Raw genomic sequence first — 14,588 nt, 5'->3', positions numbered from 1 at the left:
CGGGGGGCGGTGCTGACAATAGAGTTTGAGAAAAGCGGAAGATGTTGAACCGGCAGGATATTTTCCCGCCAACCCGACTATAGATCCGGCGAGCAGCGTCACGCCTTCGCGCACCCCATCACCGTGCATCCCCGCAGAGGCGGGGACCCAGGTGTGAGCGACAACCGGGCTGGCTGAGGTGACCGGCGCTCATTCAGGCATCGGCGGCGGGGCCAAAGCCTGGGTCCCCGCCTCCGCGGGGATGCACGGAGGGGGGGACTGTCTTCTCCCCTATTTCGGGTTGGTCCTGGCGACCATTTCCGACAGCTGGAAGCCGATCCTTCGGGCCTCGCGCTCCTCGGGCTTCCTGCGCACGTCGAGCAGGACGTTGATCTGGCCGTAGTGCTGGATCAGGCGCACCGGCTTGCCGTCGGCGTTCTTGCCCAGGAACATGATGAAATCCGGGCCCCAGAAGCCGAGGTCCTCGATCGACATGGTGCCGTCGCCCGGCAGGCCGACGATGCGGGCGCCGATCTCCTCATCCTTGTCGAGACCCTTTTCGAAGTCCTCGATCAGCTTGGACAAGCGCACAAAGGCCCATTCGGCCGGGTTTTCACGCATCCGCACGCCGTCCATCAGGGCGGCGGTCTGCGCCGCAGAGGCCGCGGGGATGACGGGTTGCGGGCACGGCTTGTCGCCCCAGTCCGGCACGAAAACGGGTGGCGTCGCGGCTGCGGGGGCGGCTTTGGGGGCGGCTTTGGGTCTGGATTTGCTCATCATCCGACCCTAACGCACGAAGGCCGGATCAGAACAGTCCGTGGCCCTTGGGCAGTTCGGCGTAGCGGTGCACGCGGGTCGCCAGCACCAGGCCGAAGCCGAACATGACGGTCATCATCGACGACCCGCCGTAGGACAGCAGCGGCATCGGCACTCCGACGACCGGGGCCATGCCCATGACCATGGCGCCGTTGATGAGGACGAACAGGGCGAAGAAGGCCGTCATCCCCGCGGCGGCGATGCGGCCGAAATGGCTGTGCGCCAGGGAGGCGATGCGCAGGGCGATCAGGATGATGGCGATGTAGCAGGCCAGCACGGTGAACGAACCGACGAAGCCGAACTCCTCGGCCACGGTGGAGAAGATGAAGTCCGTGTGACGCTCCGGCAGGAATTCCAGCTGGCTCTGGCTGCCCAGGCCATATCCCTTGCCCAGCAGGCCGCCCGAGCCGAGCGCGATCTTGGACTGGATGATGTTGTAGCCCGTGCCCGACGGGTCGGACTCCGGGCTGAGGAAGGTCAGGACGCGGTTGCGCTGGTAGTCATGCATGCCGAACATGACGAAGGGCGGAATGACAGCCACGGCGGCGGCGGCCCCCACGGCGATGACGCGCCAGCTGAGACCGGCCACGAACATGACCACGGCGCCGGTCAGGCCGATGACCATGGCCGAGCCGAGGTCGGGCTGTTTGGCCACCAGCAGGAAGGGAACGCCGATCATGCCGGCCGGGATCAGCAGTTTCCACGACCAGCGGGCCTCCTGGGCCGTGTGATTGTGGTACCAGCGGGCCAGGGCGAGGACGAGACCCAGCTTGATGAACTCGGCGGGCTGGATGCGCATGAAGCCGAGATTCAGCCAGTTCTTCGCCCCGCCCGCCGTATAGCCCAGCGGCGTGAACTCGATCATCAGGACGAGGACCAGCAGAAGGCCGTAGAGCGGATAGGCGGCGCGGAACCACCATTTCGGATGCACCATCGCCAGTGCCAGCATGACCGTCAGCAGGGCCGCGAAACGGATGACATGCTTGGCGGCCCAGGGCTGCCAGCTTCCGCCCGCGATCGAATAGAGCATGGCGGCGCCGACCGTGGCGACGAGACACAGCAGACCGATCAGGCGCCAGTCCAGCTCGCTGATCTTGGTCGAGAGGCGGTCCCGCTCGCCGGGGCGTGTCAGGGCGGAGGCGGTCATCGCGGGGCCTCGGGCAGATAGGGTCGCGGGCCCGTGGTCGTCGCGGCAGCAGGGGGCGCCGGGGCGGGGGCCGGGGCCGGGGCCTGGGCGACGGGCTCTTCGGGCGCGGCGCCGGCGAGGTCTTCCGCCCCGGTTTCGGGACCCAGGGCCTCGGGCGGGGGCGGACGCTGGATCCGCTCCAGCATCTCGGGATCCTTGAGCAGGGTCGTGCGCATGATCTCGCGGGCGCGCGGGGCGCCGGCGGTGGCCCCGCCCTTGCCCCCGTGCTCGATGATGACCGCGACCGCATAACGCGGGGCGTCGACCGGGGCGAAGGCCACGAACAGATTGTGGTCCTTGAGCGCCCAGATGTTCGACTTGCGCGAGCCCGTTCCGTAGCTGCGGACCTGGGCGGTGCCGGTCTTGCCGGCCATCTGGATGTCTCCCAGCCCCAGCTGGGACTGGCGGTAGGCGGTGCCCGACCGGTCGTTGGCCACGGCGACCATGCCCTGGCGCACGATCTCGACGTGCTCGGGCGGGAAAGGCAGGTCCGGCACGGCGGCGCCCGAAGGCTGTTCGACGCCGCCGACCGACTTGATCAGGCGCGGATTGATGGCCTTTTTCGCATTGGCGATGCGCGCGGTCATCACGGCCAGCTGCAGGGCGGTGACGTTCACGTCGCCCTGGCCGATGGCGACGGACAGGGTCTCGCCGGGAAACCAGACGCGCGATTCGGGATTGGGATTGCGGCGGTTGTAGTTCGCCTTCCACGCCTTGCTGGGCACCGAGCCGGCCTTCTGGTTGCCGACCCCGATGTCGTAGGTCTGCATGAAGCCGATCTTCTTCGCCGTCTCCTGGATCAGGTCGACGCCGGCGCGGTTGCACATGTGATAGAAATAGACGTCGCACGAGTTCTTGATGGCGTTGTGCATGTCCTGCGCGCCGTGGCCGCGGGCTTCCCAGCAGCGGAACACGCGGTTGCCGAAGCGGTAGCCGCCGGTGCAGGTGACGCGCTCGGTCGGATCGACGCCGGCCTCGAGGATGGCGAGCGCCGTCGTCATCTTGAAGGTCGAGCCGGGGTGGAAGACTCCGTTCAGCGTCTTGTCCAGCAAGGGCTTGCGCTCATAGTCCGACAGGGCGCGGTAGATGCGCGACGGCACGCCGCCGACGAACAGGTTCGGATCGAACGACGGCGACGAGACCATGCACAGGATGTCGCCGTTGCGGACGTCCATGACCACGCAGCCGCCGGACTCCACGCCCATCACCTCCAGCGCCCGGTTCTGGACGTCGGCGTCGAGCGTCAGGACCACGTCCTTGCCCGGAACGGCGGGGCGCGAGCCGCCGACATCCTCGGCCACCACCCTGCCCCGCGCGTCGACCTCGACCCGGTTGCCGCCGGCCTCGCCGCGCAGGTCGGCGTCGAACGACTTCTCCACCCCCTGGCGGCCGATGCGGAAGCCCGGGTTGTAGAGAATCTCGGGGACCTTCTCGCCGCGGTCCTCGATCGCCTTGATGTCGCGGTCGTTGGGCTTGGCGACATAGCCGATGACGTGGGCGAAGGCGCCGCCGAACGGGTAGTAGCGGGCCTCGTTCATGTCGGCCATGACGCCCGGCAGCTCGTTGGCGTACAGATTGACCCGGGCGAACTCCTCCCAGGTCAGGTCGCTCTTGACCGGGACCGGCGAGAAGCGCGGCGCGGCGTTGACGTCGCGGATGATGGACCGGCGCCGGTCCATGGTGTCGGGCAGGAGCCGGCCCAGCAGGTCCAGGGTCTGGTCCAGGTCCTTGGTCTCGTCGCGCACCACCAGGACGCGGAAGCTGGGGCGGTTGCCGGCGATGACGACCCGGTTGCGGTCGAGGATCCGGCCCCGCGGCGGCGGCACGAGGCGGAAGTTGAACTGGTTGTTCGACGCCAGGGTGGCGTATTCGCCGGCCTGGACGACCTGCAGCTGGGCCAGGCGGCCGGTCAGGGCCAGCCCCCCGAGCGCCGTCAGCCCGCCGAAGACGAAGGTGCGGCGCAGGAAGGAGCCCTGCCGCTCATTGACGTCGGAGAAGAAGATGGACGGTTCCGAGCTCATCGGAACCTCACGTCGCCGTCTTCGAACCGTTCGATCATCTGGTGGGCGAAGGGGAACAGCAGCAGCGTCGGCACGACCTGGCCGATCAGGGCCAGCAGGCTGGCGGCGTTGTGGTCGATGATCATCCGCACGAAATAGACCAGCAGGAAGGCCAGGCCGCAGCAGGCCGCGTACCAGACGAACAGGACGACGGTGTCCTGGCCGATCAGGAAGCTGCGCGAGGCCAGGACCACCGCATAGATGGCCAGCAACGACAGGGCCCACAGGCCCAGCGGGCCGTAGGTGAAGATGTCGAGGCCGAGCCCCAGGCCTGTCAGGGCCAGAGGCGCGACCACCGAGGGGCGGATCAGCGGCCAGGCGAAGGCCAGCACCATGGGGATGACCGGCTCGGGCAGGTTCAGGCCGAAGATCTCGACCGGGGTGCCGAGGATGATGGTGACCGCGACCGTGATCAGGGCCGGATAGACGATCCACTGCATCGGCCCGACGACACGGACCGCGACGGGGCGTCTCATTCGGCCCCTCCCGCGGGAGGGGCGGCTGCGGGCGCGGGCGGCGGGGTCACGGCGGGCGCGGGCGCGGCCGGACGGGGCCGGGCGGCCTCGGCCGCGTCGGCGCGGGCCGCGGCGGCGCTGGACTGTTCGGCGCGGTCGCGGGCGGCGTCGCGGCGGGCGGCCGAATCGGCGATGGCGCCGGTCTGGGCCGCCGTGGCCTCGGGCAGGGTCCCGAGGGCGGCCAGAGGCGGGGCGTTGAGATCGTTCGGGCCGATCAGCTGGCCGAAGTCCTCGAACAGCATGACGCGGACGTAGTCGATGGCGCCCCGGTCGCTGAACAGCTTGACCCGCCACGAGCCGTCGATGCCCCTGGCGGCGACGCCGATCGGGACGCCGCGCGGGAAGCCGCCGCCGTCGCCGGAAGACAGGATGCGGTCGCCGGCCTGGACCGCGCCGACGCCGCGGATGAATTCGAGCCGCGGATTGTCGCTGCCGTCGCCGGTCAGCAGGGCGCGGGCGTCGGTGCGGTCGACCAGAACGGGCGTGCGGCTGGCGACGTCGGTCAGCAGCACCATCCGGCTGATTCCGGACGAGGTTCCGACGATGCGGCCGACCAGGCCGTGCTCGTTGATGACGGGATTGCCGACCTTGACGCCCTTGGCCGATCCGGCGTCGATCAGGCGAGCCCTGGAGAAGGGGCCGCGGGTGTCCGAGATGGAGCGGGCCGTCTGCATGGCGACGGGAGGCTCGGGGCGGATGCCCAGCATGGCCTCATAGCGGCCGTTGACGTTCTTGAGGGCGATGGCCTGGTCGCGCCACGGCGCCAGTTCGGCCAGTTCGCGCTTGAGCCGGCGGTTCTCGGAGACGGCGAAGAAATAGCCGCCGACATAGTCGGTGGCGTGGCCGAACCAGCGGACCGGGGCGGCGAAGACTCCGCCGACCGGGCCGGCCACCGCCTCGGCGCCCGAACGGACGGGCTGGTAAGGCGAGGTCTGGGCCCGGGCGTCGCTGATCAGCAGCAGGATGCAGCCGATCGCGGCGAGCACGACAGCGACCGCCGCGGTCCAGACCAGCGGCACCTTGATATTCTCGAACGGTCCGTCGCGAAACGCCACGGCGCGCCTTCCTGGAAAAGAGGGAATCAGCGGGAGCCCCCCGCCGACGTCTGCAGCCTATCGCAAAATCCGGGCCAGTTGGAAACCGGCGCGAACCCCGTGATGGCAGGGATTCAAGGCGATGTTTCGACCTGGGCCCTAGAGGGCCGAATCGAGCACGCCCTTCATCCAGCGCGGATGCTCCAGCACCCGGCCGCAGCCGATGGCGACGCAGGACAGCGGGTCGTCGGCGACCGAGACCGGCAGGCCGGTGTGGTCGCGGATCTCGGCGTCCAGGCCGCGCAGCAGGGCTCCGCCGCCGGTCAGCATGATGCCCTTGTCGGCGATGTCGGCGGCCAGTTCGGGCGGGGTGGCTTCCAGCGCGACCTTCACGGCCTCGACGATCTGCGAAACGGGCTCGGCCAGGGCCTCGGCGGCCTGGCGCTCGGAGATGCGGACCTCGCGGGGCACGCCCTGCATCAGGTCGCGGCCCTTGACGTCGATCGACAGGCCTTCGCCGTCGGCCGGGATGCGGGCGGTGCCGATGTCCTTCTTGATGCGTTCGGCGGTGGTCTCGCCGATCAGAAGGTTATGGTTGCGGCGCATGTAGCTGATGATCGCCTCGTCCATCTTGTCGCCGCCGACGCGGACCGAGCGCGAATAGACGATGCCCGACAGCGACAGCACGGCCACCTCGGTGGTGCCGCCGCCGATGTCGACGACCATGGAGCCGGTCGGCTCGTGGATCGGCAGGCCGGCGCCGATCGCGGCGGCCATCGGCTCGTCGATCAGGCCGACGCGGCGGGCCGAGGCGTTGAGGCAGGAATCGTTGATGGCGCGGCGCTCGACGGCGGTGGCGCCCGACGGCACGCAGACGATGACCTTGGGGTTCACGAAGCCCTTGCGGTTATGAACCTTGCGGATGAAGTGCTTGATCATCTCCTCGGCGACTTCGAAGTCGGCGATGACCCCGTCGCGCATGGGACGGATGGCTTCCATGTGGCCCGGCGTGCGGCCCAGCATCTGCTTGGCCTCGAGGCCCACGGCGTGGACGATCTTCCGCCCACCGACGTTGCGCAGGGCGACCACGGACGGTTCGTTCAGGACGATGCCCTTGCCCTTCATGTAGATCAGGGTGTTGGCGGTGCCGAGGTCGATGGCGATGTCGTTGGAGATCGCGCCGAAAATGCTGGAGAACATGGGTCCGGGATACCGTTCGTTCGGGCCTTGGAGGGGCGTGCGTCAGTCTCGATCCGCTTCGGCGACGCCCCGGCCATGCGCATCCCCACGCACCGCCTCCTGATCGTTATCGCCTGACCGACCTTACGGCTCGTTTGCCCGTGTGTGACGGCGAATACAAGCCCTTCCGGGCGCCGCTGTCGAAGCCGTGACCGGCTGTCAGTCGGCCCCCGACGCCGCCTCGCGCCGCTTCACCAGCTCACGCACCCCCAGCATCAGGCCGAGCCAGACCACGGCCACACCCGCCAGGATCAGCGAGGTCCAGACTCCGTCGCCGCTGACGGCCGAGACCACCGCCCCGCCGAAGAAGGACACCAGGGCGGTCTTGGGCAGTACGCCGAGCGCGCAGCCGGCCAGGAAACGCCAGAAGGAGGCGCGGGTCGCGCCGAAGGCCATGTTGACGACGATGAAGGGCGCCGAGGGCACATTGCGGATCATGAAGCTGGCGTAGAAGGCGTTCTTGCCTACGAAACCCTTGAGCCGGCCCATGGTGCGCCCGCCAAACCGGTCGACCAGCCGCGCCGTCGGCCCGCGTCCCATCCAGTAGGTGACGCCCGCGGAAAGTACGGTGGCGGCCCAGCTGTAGACAAAGCCCAGCGACGGTCCGAAGGCGACGACGCAGGCGGCGATCAGGATGAACTGGGGGGCGCCGATGAAGGCGGCGGCGATGAACAGCACCACCGTGGCCGCGAAGGCCCAGGGACTCCCGGACCAGCCCTGCAGCCAGGCCTCGAGGTTCTCCTCGGCCGCCAGACCGAACTGGCTCTTGCCGATCAACAGCAGGCCCACCGTCGCGCCGAGCAGCAGCGCCGTCGCCAGCACGGCCCGCCAGCGGCGGCCCTCCATGTTGAGGATGAAGTCGATCAGGCGGCGCATGGACGCCGATTAGCATCCGGCCGTCGCGGCGGCGAGTGGGCGGACCGGGCGCTCCCGTCCGGTCCGCCCCAATTCCTAGGCCTTTTCGATGGCCGCGGCGATGTCTTCGGGGGAATGACCCGTCAGGTCCTTGGCGATCTCGCCGACCAGCCGGGCGCTGGTTTCCTTGTGCCAGCCCTTGCGCAGCTGGCCCATGGTCTTGGGCGCGGCGATGACGAGCAGGTGTTCGACCTTGTTGGTCAGCACCCAGTTGTTGAGCACGTCGGCGACGCCCATGGCGAAGCCGTCTTCGGCCTGGGTGTCATTGTCGGGGTTGGCGTCGCTGGAAATACGACCGGCGGCGCCGGAGGCGCGGTCCGCGATCGCCGGGGTCGGCCGGGTCTTCAGCTGAATGTCCAGCGGCTGTCCGGTGTTCTCGAAGAGCGCGAGCTTCTCTCCATCGACGACGGCCACGAGAGCGCCTTTGGGAAGTTTCATGTGCACGGCTCCGGTTGTTCTGTGGCCGGCGGAACGTCCCGAAGATGGAGCGGTTGCGTCGCTCCCGTCCGGACGGTCGGGGGCTGTGACCCGCGCCGCATTTGATCGCTCTTTCGCATCTGCGTAAGAAGGCTTCCGCACCGGAGTCGCCATGTCCAGCCTTCAGTCCTCCGCCCTCGCCCGCGTCAAGCCGTCGGCCACCCTGGCGGTGACCGCCCGCGCCCGCGAGCTGAAGCGCGAGGGGCGCGACGTGATCGGACTGGGGGCCGGCGAGCCGGATTTCGACACGCCGGAGAACATCAAGGAAGCCGCCATCGCGGCCATCCGCCGGGGCGAGACCAAATACACCGACGTCGACGGCCTGCCGGAGCTGAAGGCGGCCGTGGCGGCCAAATTCGCCCGCGAGAACGGGCTCAAATACGAGACCAGCCAGATCCACGTCGCCCCGGGCGGCAAGACGGTGATCTACAACGCCCTGGTCGCCACCCTGTCGCCCGGCGACGAGGTGATCGTGCCGGCCCCCTACTGGGTCAGCTATCCCGACATGGTGCTGCTGGCCGGCGGCGAGCCGGTCACCGTGGTCGGGCATGAGGCCGACGGCTTCAAGCTGAAGCCCGGGGCGCTGGAGGCGGCGATCACGCCCCGCACGAAATGGCTGATCCTGAACAGCCCGTCGAACCCGACCGGCGCGGCCTATACCGGCGCCGAGCTGGAGGCCTTGGCCGCCGTGCTGCGTCGCCACCCGCAGGTCTGGGTGATGACCGACGACATGTACGAACACCTGATCTACGGCGACTTCGACTACAGGACGATCGCCCAGGTCGCGCCGGACCTCTACGAGCGGACGCTGACGGTGAACGGGGTCTCCAAGGCCTACGCCATGACCGGCTGGCGCATCGGCTATGCGGGCGGCCCGAAGGCCCTGATCGACCTGATGCGCAAGGTGGCGGGCCAGACCACCTCCAACCCCTCGTCGGTCAGCCAGTGGGCCGCGGTCGAGGCGCTCAACGGGCCGCAGGACTTCATCGCCGAGCGGGCGACCCATTTCGAGGCCCGCCGCGATCTGGTCGTGTCGATGCTCAACCAGGCGACCGGCATCCGCTGCGCCACGCCCGAGGGGGCCTTCTACGTCTATCCCTCGATCGAGGGATTGATCGGCAAGACGACCGAAGGGGGCGTGACCATCGACAATGACGAGGTCTTCACCACCGAACTGCTGAACGCCGAGGGCGTGGCCGTGGTGCAGGGCTCGGCCTTCGGCCTGAGCCCCTATTTCCGCATCAGCTATGCGACGTCTGAGAGCGTGCTGGAGGAAGCTTGCGGGCGAATTCAGCGGTTCTGCGCGGGGCTGCGCTAACCGACTCCTCCCCATTCGCGACGCTCATGGGGAGGAGACTCTCAGGCCGCCCGCGACACGGCGAAATCGGCCAGTTGCTCCAGCGCGTCCCGCCATTCGTTCGCCGGAAGGTCTCTCAGCGCGGCCTTGGCGGCGTCGGCGTATTGATGGGCGGTGTCGAGCGTGGCGCTGACGGCGCCCGTGCCCACGACCAGTTCGCGGGCGCGGCGGAAGTCGTCCTCGGTGCGCTGGCCCTTGTTGATGGTGCGCTCCCAGAAGGCGTCCTCGCGGCCGCGCGTGCGGGCGGCGGCCAGCAACAGGGGCATGGTGACCTTGCCCTCACGGAAGTCGTCGCCGGCGTTCTTGCCCAGGTCCTCGGACACGCCGCCGTAGTCGAGGGCGTCGTCGGCCAGCTGGAAGGCCAGGCCGAGGTTCAGACCATAGGCGCGCAGGGCCTGAATCGCCTTCTCGCCCGCCCCTGCCCCGACCGCGCCGGATTCGGCGGCGGCGGCGAACAGTTCAGCGGTCTTGGCCGAGATGATGCGCAGATAGGTTTCCTGATCCAGGTTCAGGTCGTGGGCGCGGGTCAGCTGCAGCACCTCGCCCTCGGCGATGACGCTCGAGGCGCGGGCGAGGATGCCGAGGGCGCGCATCTGGCCGGTCTCGACCATCAGCTCGAAGGCGCGGGCGAACAGGAAGTCGCCGACCAGGACGCTGGACGGCGCGCCCCAGATCAGATGGGCGGCGGTCTTGCCCCGGCGCAGGTTGGAGCCGTCGACGACGTCGTCGTGCAGCAGGGTGGCGGTGTGGATGAACTCGACCGCGGCGGCCAGCTTGACCGCGGCGGCGATGTCGCCTGTGGCGCCCGCGGCGCGCGCGGCGGCCAGGGTCAGCAGCGGACGCAGACGCTTGCCGCCGGCGCTGACCAGATGGTCGGCCAGCAGGGGAATCACCGGGACCTGGGACTGCATGCGGGCGATGATCAGGGCGTCGACGGCCGCCATGTCGCCCTTCGCCAGCCGAACCAGCGGCTCGACGTCTCCCTTCGAGCGAGGATCGGCGACGGTGACAACGTCCAAGGAATTACTCGTTCGGCGCGGCGCGGGGGGAGGATCGCACCGGAAAATCCAGCCGCCGCCTTGCCGGGCGGCGATGCGGCGCACAATGGTGATCGGGCCATGAAGGGTCAAGCCGCGTGACCGCCGCACCATCTCAATCCGACGGCGCCGAAATCGTCGAGAACGCCCTGCTGGGCGGCCGCGTCCGGCTGCGCCAGCCGGCGAAGGGTTATCGCGCGGGCATGGACGCGGCGCTGCTGGCCGCCGCGATTGACGCGGCGCCGGGGCAGCGGGTGCTGGAGGCGGGCTGCGGCGCGGGGGCGGTGCTGATGCAAATGGCGGCGCGGCGGCCGGGCCTCGCCCTGACCGGGCTGGAACGCGATCCCGCCATGGCGGCGCTGGCGCGGGAGAACGTGGCGCTGAACGGAGCCCAGGCGACGATCGTGACCGGCGAGGTGGCGGCGGGGTTCCGGGCCCTGGAGGTCGACCCCTTCGACTGGGCGGTGTCGAATCCCCCCTTCTTCGACGACGCGAGCGCGTTGCGGGCCCCCTCTCCCGGCAAGCGCGCGGCCTGGATGGCGGACGACGGGCTGAAGGCGTGGACGGATTTTCTGCTGAAGGGCGTGCGCGAGGGCGGGCGGATCGTGGTCATCCACCGCGCCGACCGGCTGGCGGATCTGCTGGCCCTGCTGGGCGAAAAGGCCGGATCGTTCGCCGTGCGCGGTATTCATCCGTATGCGGACGAACCCGCCAAGCGGGTGCTGGTCGGCGCGGTGAAGACGGGCAAGGCGCCCCTGCGGCTGTTGCCGCCGCTGGTGCTGCATGAGCGCGGCGGGGCGAAGCATACGGCCGGGGCGGAGGCGATCCTGCGGGGCGAGGCCGGGCTGGGGTGGTGAGCGCTTCTCCCTCCCCCGAAGTCGGGAGGCACTGCGAGGCGCAGCCGAGCCCGGGTGGGGAAGGTCGAAGCATCCACCGCTGGCGGTTCGCGGCGACGGTCCCCCACCCGGTCGCTGCGCGACCACCCTCCCCACGAGGGGGAGGGAGAGGTATGGGTGTTCCCATGTCCCTGCGCCCCCTCTTCGTCACCCAGGTCTATGAGGCCTCGCTGGCCGCCGCTCCCGGCTTCGAAACCTTCAACGCCGCACTGGCCGACGCCTGCCGCATCCTGGCCCTCGAGGATCAGGCCGGGCGGGCATGGTGCCGCGAACATGGCTATCGCGGCTACACCTCGTACGGCTCCCTCGCCGACCTGCCGCACCGGATGCCGGAGTTCGCCGAGCTGAAGCGCCTGCTGGACCGCCACGCCCTGGTCTATGCGAAGGCGCTGAACTTCGATCTGGCGCGCAAGCCGCGGCTGGACAACCTGTGGGTCAACATTCTCAAGCCCGGCGGCGGGCACAGCGGCCATATCCATCCCCACGCCTTCCTGAGCGGCACGGTCTATGTCGAGGTCCCCGACGGCGCCTCGGCGCTGAAGCTGGAGGATCCGCGCCTGCCGCTGATGATGGCCCGCCCCGGCGTCCATGCCGACGCGCCCGAGGCCGAAAAGCCGTTCGTCTATCTGGCCCCGCAGGCAGGCACGGTGCTGATATGGGAAAGCTGGCTGCGCCACGAGGTGCCGCCGAACGCCGCCCGGGCCGAACGCATCTCGGTCAGCTTCAACTACGCCTGAGGGGGGGGCAGCCCCCGCGCCGTTAAGCCTGTGGGTTAGGGCGATGACAACCTTGTCGGCTCACTATGGGGGCCCGGGCACCCCGCCCGTTGATTGACCGCTGATGTTCCTGCCCCGCGCCACCGGTGTGATCCTGCTGCTCTACAGCGGCTTCCACATGGTCATCGGCATGTGGGTGCCCCAATTTCCGTGGCTTCTGACGGGCTCCCTGCTGGTGATTGGATCCGTGGCGCTGCTGGCGTGCCGGTCCTGGTCGCGGATTGTCGTGTATGCGACCGCCCTGGCGGCGGCGGCGGTCGGTCTGATCGGCCAGATCGACGCGGCGGGAGACGCCAGCACCGACATCCCCCTGGCGGTGGTGATGTGGGGCTTGTGGACCTCGCTGTGGCTGGCCGTCTCCTATCTCGGCGCGCGCTACCTGCCCGATCCCGAGGTCCCGCCCGGCGTAACCTGGCCGGTCCGGCTCGGTCGGGCCGAGGGGGCGCCCCCGCGGGGATGACGGCCGGCGGTCCCGGCTGAGCGAGTCGCGCGCGCCCCGGGCGCCGCGCGGTCCGCGATCACCCCGGAAGGCTCCTCCTTTTCCGCCTTATTTGCCCTCCTCGCAGAGGGTCGCTACATCCCGCGCCTACTCCCCATTCAGACGAGACCGAAGGGCGCACCGCACCTCATGGCGCAGCAATATATTTTCCAGATGCAGGGTCTGACCAAGACCTTCCCCGGCGGCAAGAAGATCTTCGAGAACATCTGGCTGAGCTTCTACAACGACGCCAAGATCGGCGTCGTCGGGGTCAACGGCTCGGGCAAATCCACCCTGCTGAAAATCATGGCCGGGCTGGACACGGAGTTCACCGGCGAGGCGCGGGCCGCCGACGGCATCAAGCGCGGCTATCTGGAGCAGGAGCCGAAACTCGACGACAGCCTGAACGTCCGCGAGAACGTCGAGGCCTGGTGCGAGGAGAAGCAGTGGGTCAACCGCTTCAACGCCATCGCCATGGAAATGGCCGAGGAATACACCGACGAGCTGATGGCCGAGATGACGGCCCTGCAGGAAAAGATCGACGCCGGCGACGTCTGGGACATCGACAGCCGCATCGAAATGGCCATGGACGCCCTGCGCTGCCCGCCCGACGACTGGGAGACGACCAACCTCTCGGGCGGTGAGAAGCGCCGCGTGGCTCTGGCCCGGCTGCTGCTGTCCAAGCCCGACATGCTGCTGCTCGACGAACCCACCAACCACCTCGACGCCGAGTCGGTGGCCTGGCTGCAGCACCACCTCGAGGCCTTCCCCGGCTGCGTCATCCTGGTGACCCACGACCGTTATTTCCTGGATCTGGTGACCAAGTGGACGCTGGAGCTGGACCGCGGCAAGGGCCACCCGCATGAGGGCAACTACTCCAGCTGGCTGGAGGCCAAGACCAAGCGGGTGGTGCAGGAGCAGTCGGAATCCGAAGCCCGCCAGCGCGCCCTGACCCGCGAACTGGAATGGGTCCGTTCGGGCGCCAAGGCCCGTCAGGCCAAGTCCAAGGCCCGTCTGGCCGCCTATGAGCGGATGGTCGACGAGCAGGAAAGCATGCGCGGGGCCCAGACCCACGCCGTGATCCAGATCCCGCCCGGCCCGCGCCTCGGCAATGTCGTGCTGGAAGCCGACGGCCTGCAGAAATCCTACGGCGACAAACTGCTGTTCAAGGACCTGAGCTTCAAACTGCCGCCCAACGGCATCGTCGGCGTCATCGGTCCGAACGGGGCGGGTAAATCCACGCTGTTCCGCCTGATCACCGGCCAGGAACAGCCCGACGCCGGCACGATCCGGGTCGGGGAGACGGTCAAGCTGGCCTATGTCGACCAGAGTCGCGACGACCTCGAGCCCAACAAGACCATCTGGGAGGTCATCTCGGGCGGCACCGACGTGATGATGGTCGGCAAGCGCGAGATCAACACCCGCGCCTATGTCGGCAGCTTCAACTTCAAGGGCGGCGACCAGCAGAAGAAGGTCGGCCAGCTGTCGGGCGGCGAGCGCAACCGCGTCCACCTGGCCAAGACCCTGGCCACCGGCGGCAATCTGCTACTGCTCGACGAACCGACCAACGACCTGGACATCGAGACGCTGCAGAACCTCGAGGAAGCGCTGGAAGGCTTCGCCGGCTGCGCCGTGGTCATCTCCCACGACCGCTGGTTCCTCGATCGTCTGGCCACCCACATCCTGGCCTTCGAGGGCGACAGCCACGTCGAATGGTTCGAAGGCAACTTCGAGGCCTATGAGGAAGACAAGAAGCGTCGCCTCGGCGTCGACAGCCTGATCCCGCACCGGATCAAGTTCCAGAAGTTCGGGCGCTAGACCCG

At 68.9% G+C, this 14,588-nt stretch carries 14 protein-coding genes; 5 read left to right on the top strand and 9 right to left on the bottom strand.

What is annotated here, in order from left to right; genetic code table 11:
* Window positions 1-270: 270 nt before the first annotated feature.
* From ASD59_RS13755 to ASD59_RS13720, 8 genes are all read right to left on the bottom strand, one after another.
* Window positions 271-756: a DUF6173 family protein gene (locus ASD59_RS13755; protein ID WP_055832668.1), complete on the bottom strand. Its 486-nt coding sequence runs from the start codon at window positions 754-756 to the stop codon at window positions 271-273.
* Between the two features lie 28 nt (window positions 757-784).
* The gene (gene rodA, locus ASD59_RS13750) at window positions 785-1,942 is read right to left on the bottom strand and encodes a rod shape-determining protein RodA (RefSeq protein ID WP_055832650.1); all 1,158 of its coding nucleotides are present in this window, start codon (window positions 1,940-1,942) and stop codon (window positions 785-787) included.
* Entirely contained in the window at window positions 1,939-4,002 is a 2,064-nt protein-coding gene (gene mrdA, locus ASD59_RS13745; RefSeq protein WP_055832648.1) for a penicillin-binding protein 2, read from the bottom strand. Before mrdA ends, rodA begins: the two co-directional genes overlap by 4 nt.
* Window positions 3,999-4,517 carry a hypothetical protein gene (locus tag ASD59_RS13740; protein WP_055832646.1) on the bottom strand — a complete coding sequence of 173 codons (519 nt, stop codon included), beginning with the start codon at window positions 4,515-4,517 and terminating at the stop codon, window positions 3,999-4,001. Before ASD59_RS13740 ends, mrdA begins: the two co-directional genes overlap by 4 nt.
* Entirely contained in the window at window positions 4,514-5,611 is a 1,098-nt protein-coding gene (gene mreC, locus ASD59_RS13735) for a rod shape-determining protein MreC (RefSeq protein ID WP_055832644.1), read from the bottom strand. Before mreC ends, ASD59_RS13740 begins: the two co-directional genes overlap by 4 nt.
* Before the next feature lie 138 nt (window positions 5,612-5,749).
* Entirely contained in the window at window positions 5,750-6,790 is a 1,041-nt protein-coding gene (locus ASD59_RS13730; protein ID WP_055832642.1) for a rod shape-determining protein, read from the bottom strand.
* Window positions 6,791-6,988: 198 nt separating this feature from the next.
* Window positions 6,989-7,705: a TVP38/TMEM64 family protein gene (locus ASD59_RS13725; RefSeq protein ID WP_055832640.1), complete on the bottom strand. Its 717-nt coding sequence runs from the start codon at window positions 7,703-7,705 to the stop codon at window positions 6,989-6,991.
* A 75-nt stretch (window positions 7,706-7,780) separates the two neighbouring features.
* Window positions 7,781-8,182, bottom strand: a complete 402-nt coding sequence (locus ASD59_RS13720; RefSeq protein ID WP_055832637.1) for a host attachment family protein — start codon at window positions 8,180-8,182, stop codon at window positions 7,781-7,783.
* A gap of 151 nt (window positions 8,183-8,333) precedes the next feature.
* Here ASD59_RS13720 and ASD59_RS13715 point away from each other — a divergent pair, with 151 nt between their 5' ends.
* Window positions 8,334-9,539, top strand: coding sequence for a pyridoxal phosphate-dependent aminotransferase (locus ASD59_RS13715; RefSeq protein WP_055832635.1), 1,206 nt, complete (start codon window positions 8,334-8,336; stop codon window positions 9,537-9,539).
* A gap of 41 nt (window positions 9,540-9,580) precedes the next feature.
* Here the strand turns inward: ASD59_RS13715 and ASD59_RS13710 are convergent, their stop codons facing one another.
* Window positions 9,581-10,597 carry a polyprenyl synthetase family protein gene (locus ASD59_RS13710; protein ID WP_235561833.1) on the bottom strand — a complete coding sequence of 339 codons (1,017 nt, stop codon included), beginning with the start codon at window positions 10,595-10,597 and terminating at the stop codon, window positions 9,581-9,583.
* A gap of 116 nt (window positions 10,598-10,713) precedes the next feature.
* On the opposite strand from ASD59_RS13710, the gene ASD59_RS13705 reads away from it, so the two are divergent.
* From ASD59_RS13705 to ettA, 4 genes are all read left to right on the top strand, one after another.
* Complete coding sequence (locus ASD59_RS13705; RefSeq protein ID WP_235561832.1) at window positions 10,714-11,472, top strand: tRNA1(Val) (adenine(37)-N6)-methyltransferase; 759 nt, start codon at window positions 10,714-10,716, stop codon at window positions 11,470-11,472.
* Window positions 11,473-11,636: 164 nt separating this feature from the next.
* Complete coding sequence (locus ASD59_RS13700) at window positions 11,637-12,248, top strand: TIGR02466 family protein (protein WP_055832633.1); 612 nt, start codon at window positions 11,637-11,639, stop codon at window positions 12,246-12,248.
* 103 nt (window positions 12,249-12,351) lie between these two features.
* Window positions 12,352-12,747, top strand: a complete 396-nt coding sequence (locus ASD59_RS13695) for a hypothetical protein (protein ID WP_055832630.1) — start codon at window positions 12,352-12,354, stop codon at window positions 12,745-12,747.
* A gap of 168 nt (window positions 12,748-12,915) precedes the next feature.
* Window positions 12,916-14,583, top strand: a complete 1,668-nt coding sequence (gene ettA, locus ASD59_RS13690; protein ID WP_055832629.1) for an energy-dependent translational throttle protein EttA — start codon at window positions 12,916-12,918, stop codon at window positions 14,581-14,583.
* Window positions 14,584-14,588 lie beyond the last annotated feature (5 nt).

The organism is Brevundimonas sp. Root608, from assembly GCF_001427825.1.
GTDB lineage: Bacteria > Pseudomonadota > Alphaproteobacteria > Caulobacterales > Caulobacteraceae > Brevundimonas.
This window is presented reverse-complemented; position numbering and strand designations above follow the sequence as displayed.

Coding starts and splice junctions, on each gene's coding strand:
- ettA (WP_055832629.1), top strand. CDS start 12,916: ATGGCGCAGCAATATATTTTCCAGATGCAGGGTCTGACCAAGACCTTC.
- ASD59_RS13715 (WP_055832635.1), top strand. CDS start 8,334: ATGTCCAGCCTTCAGTCCTCCGCCCTCGCCCGCGTCAAGCCGTCGGCC.
- ASD59_RS13695 (WP_055832630.1), top strand. CDS start 12,352: ATGTTCCTGCCCCGCGCCACCGGTGTGATCCTGCTGCTCTACAGCGGC.
- ASD59_RS13725 (WP_055832640.1), bottom strand. CDS start 7,705: ATGCGCCGCCTGATCGACTTCATCCTCAACATGGAGGGCCGCCGCTGG.
- ASD59_RS13730 (WP_055832642.1), bottom strand. CDS start 6,790: ATGTTCTCCAGCATTTTCGGCGCGATCTCCAACGACATCGCCATCGAC.
- ASD59_RS13755 (WP_055832668.1), bottom strand. CDS start 756: ATGAGCAAATCCAGACCCAAAGCCGCCCCCAAAGCCGCCCCCGCAGCC.
- ASD59_RS13720 (WP_055832637.1), bottom strand. CDS start 8,182: ATGAAACTTCCCAAAGGCGCTCTCGTGGCCGTCGTCGATGGAGAGAAG.
- rodA (WP_055832650.1), bottom strand. CDS start 1,942: ATGACCGCCTCCGCCCTGACACGCCCCGGCGAGCGGGACCGCCTCTCG.
- mrdA (WP_055832648.1), bottom strand. CDS start 4,002: ATGAGCTCGGAACCGTCCATCTTCTTCTCCGACGTCAATGAGCGGCAG.
- ASD59_RS13700 (WP_055832633.1), top strand. CDS start 11,637: ATGTCCCTGCGCCCCCTCTTCGTCACCCAGGTCTATGAGGCCTCGCTG.
- ASD59_RS13740 (WP_055832646.1), bottom strand. CDS start 4,517: ATGAGACGCCCCGTCGCGGTCCGTGTCGTCGGGCCGATGCAGTGGATC.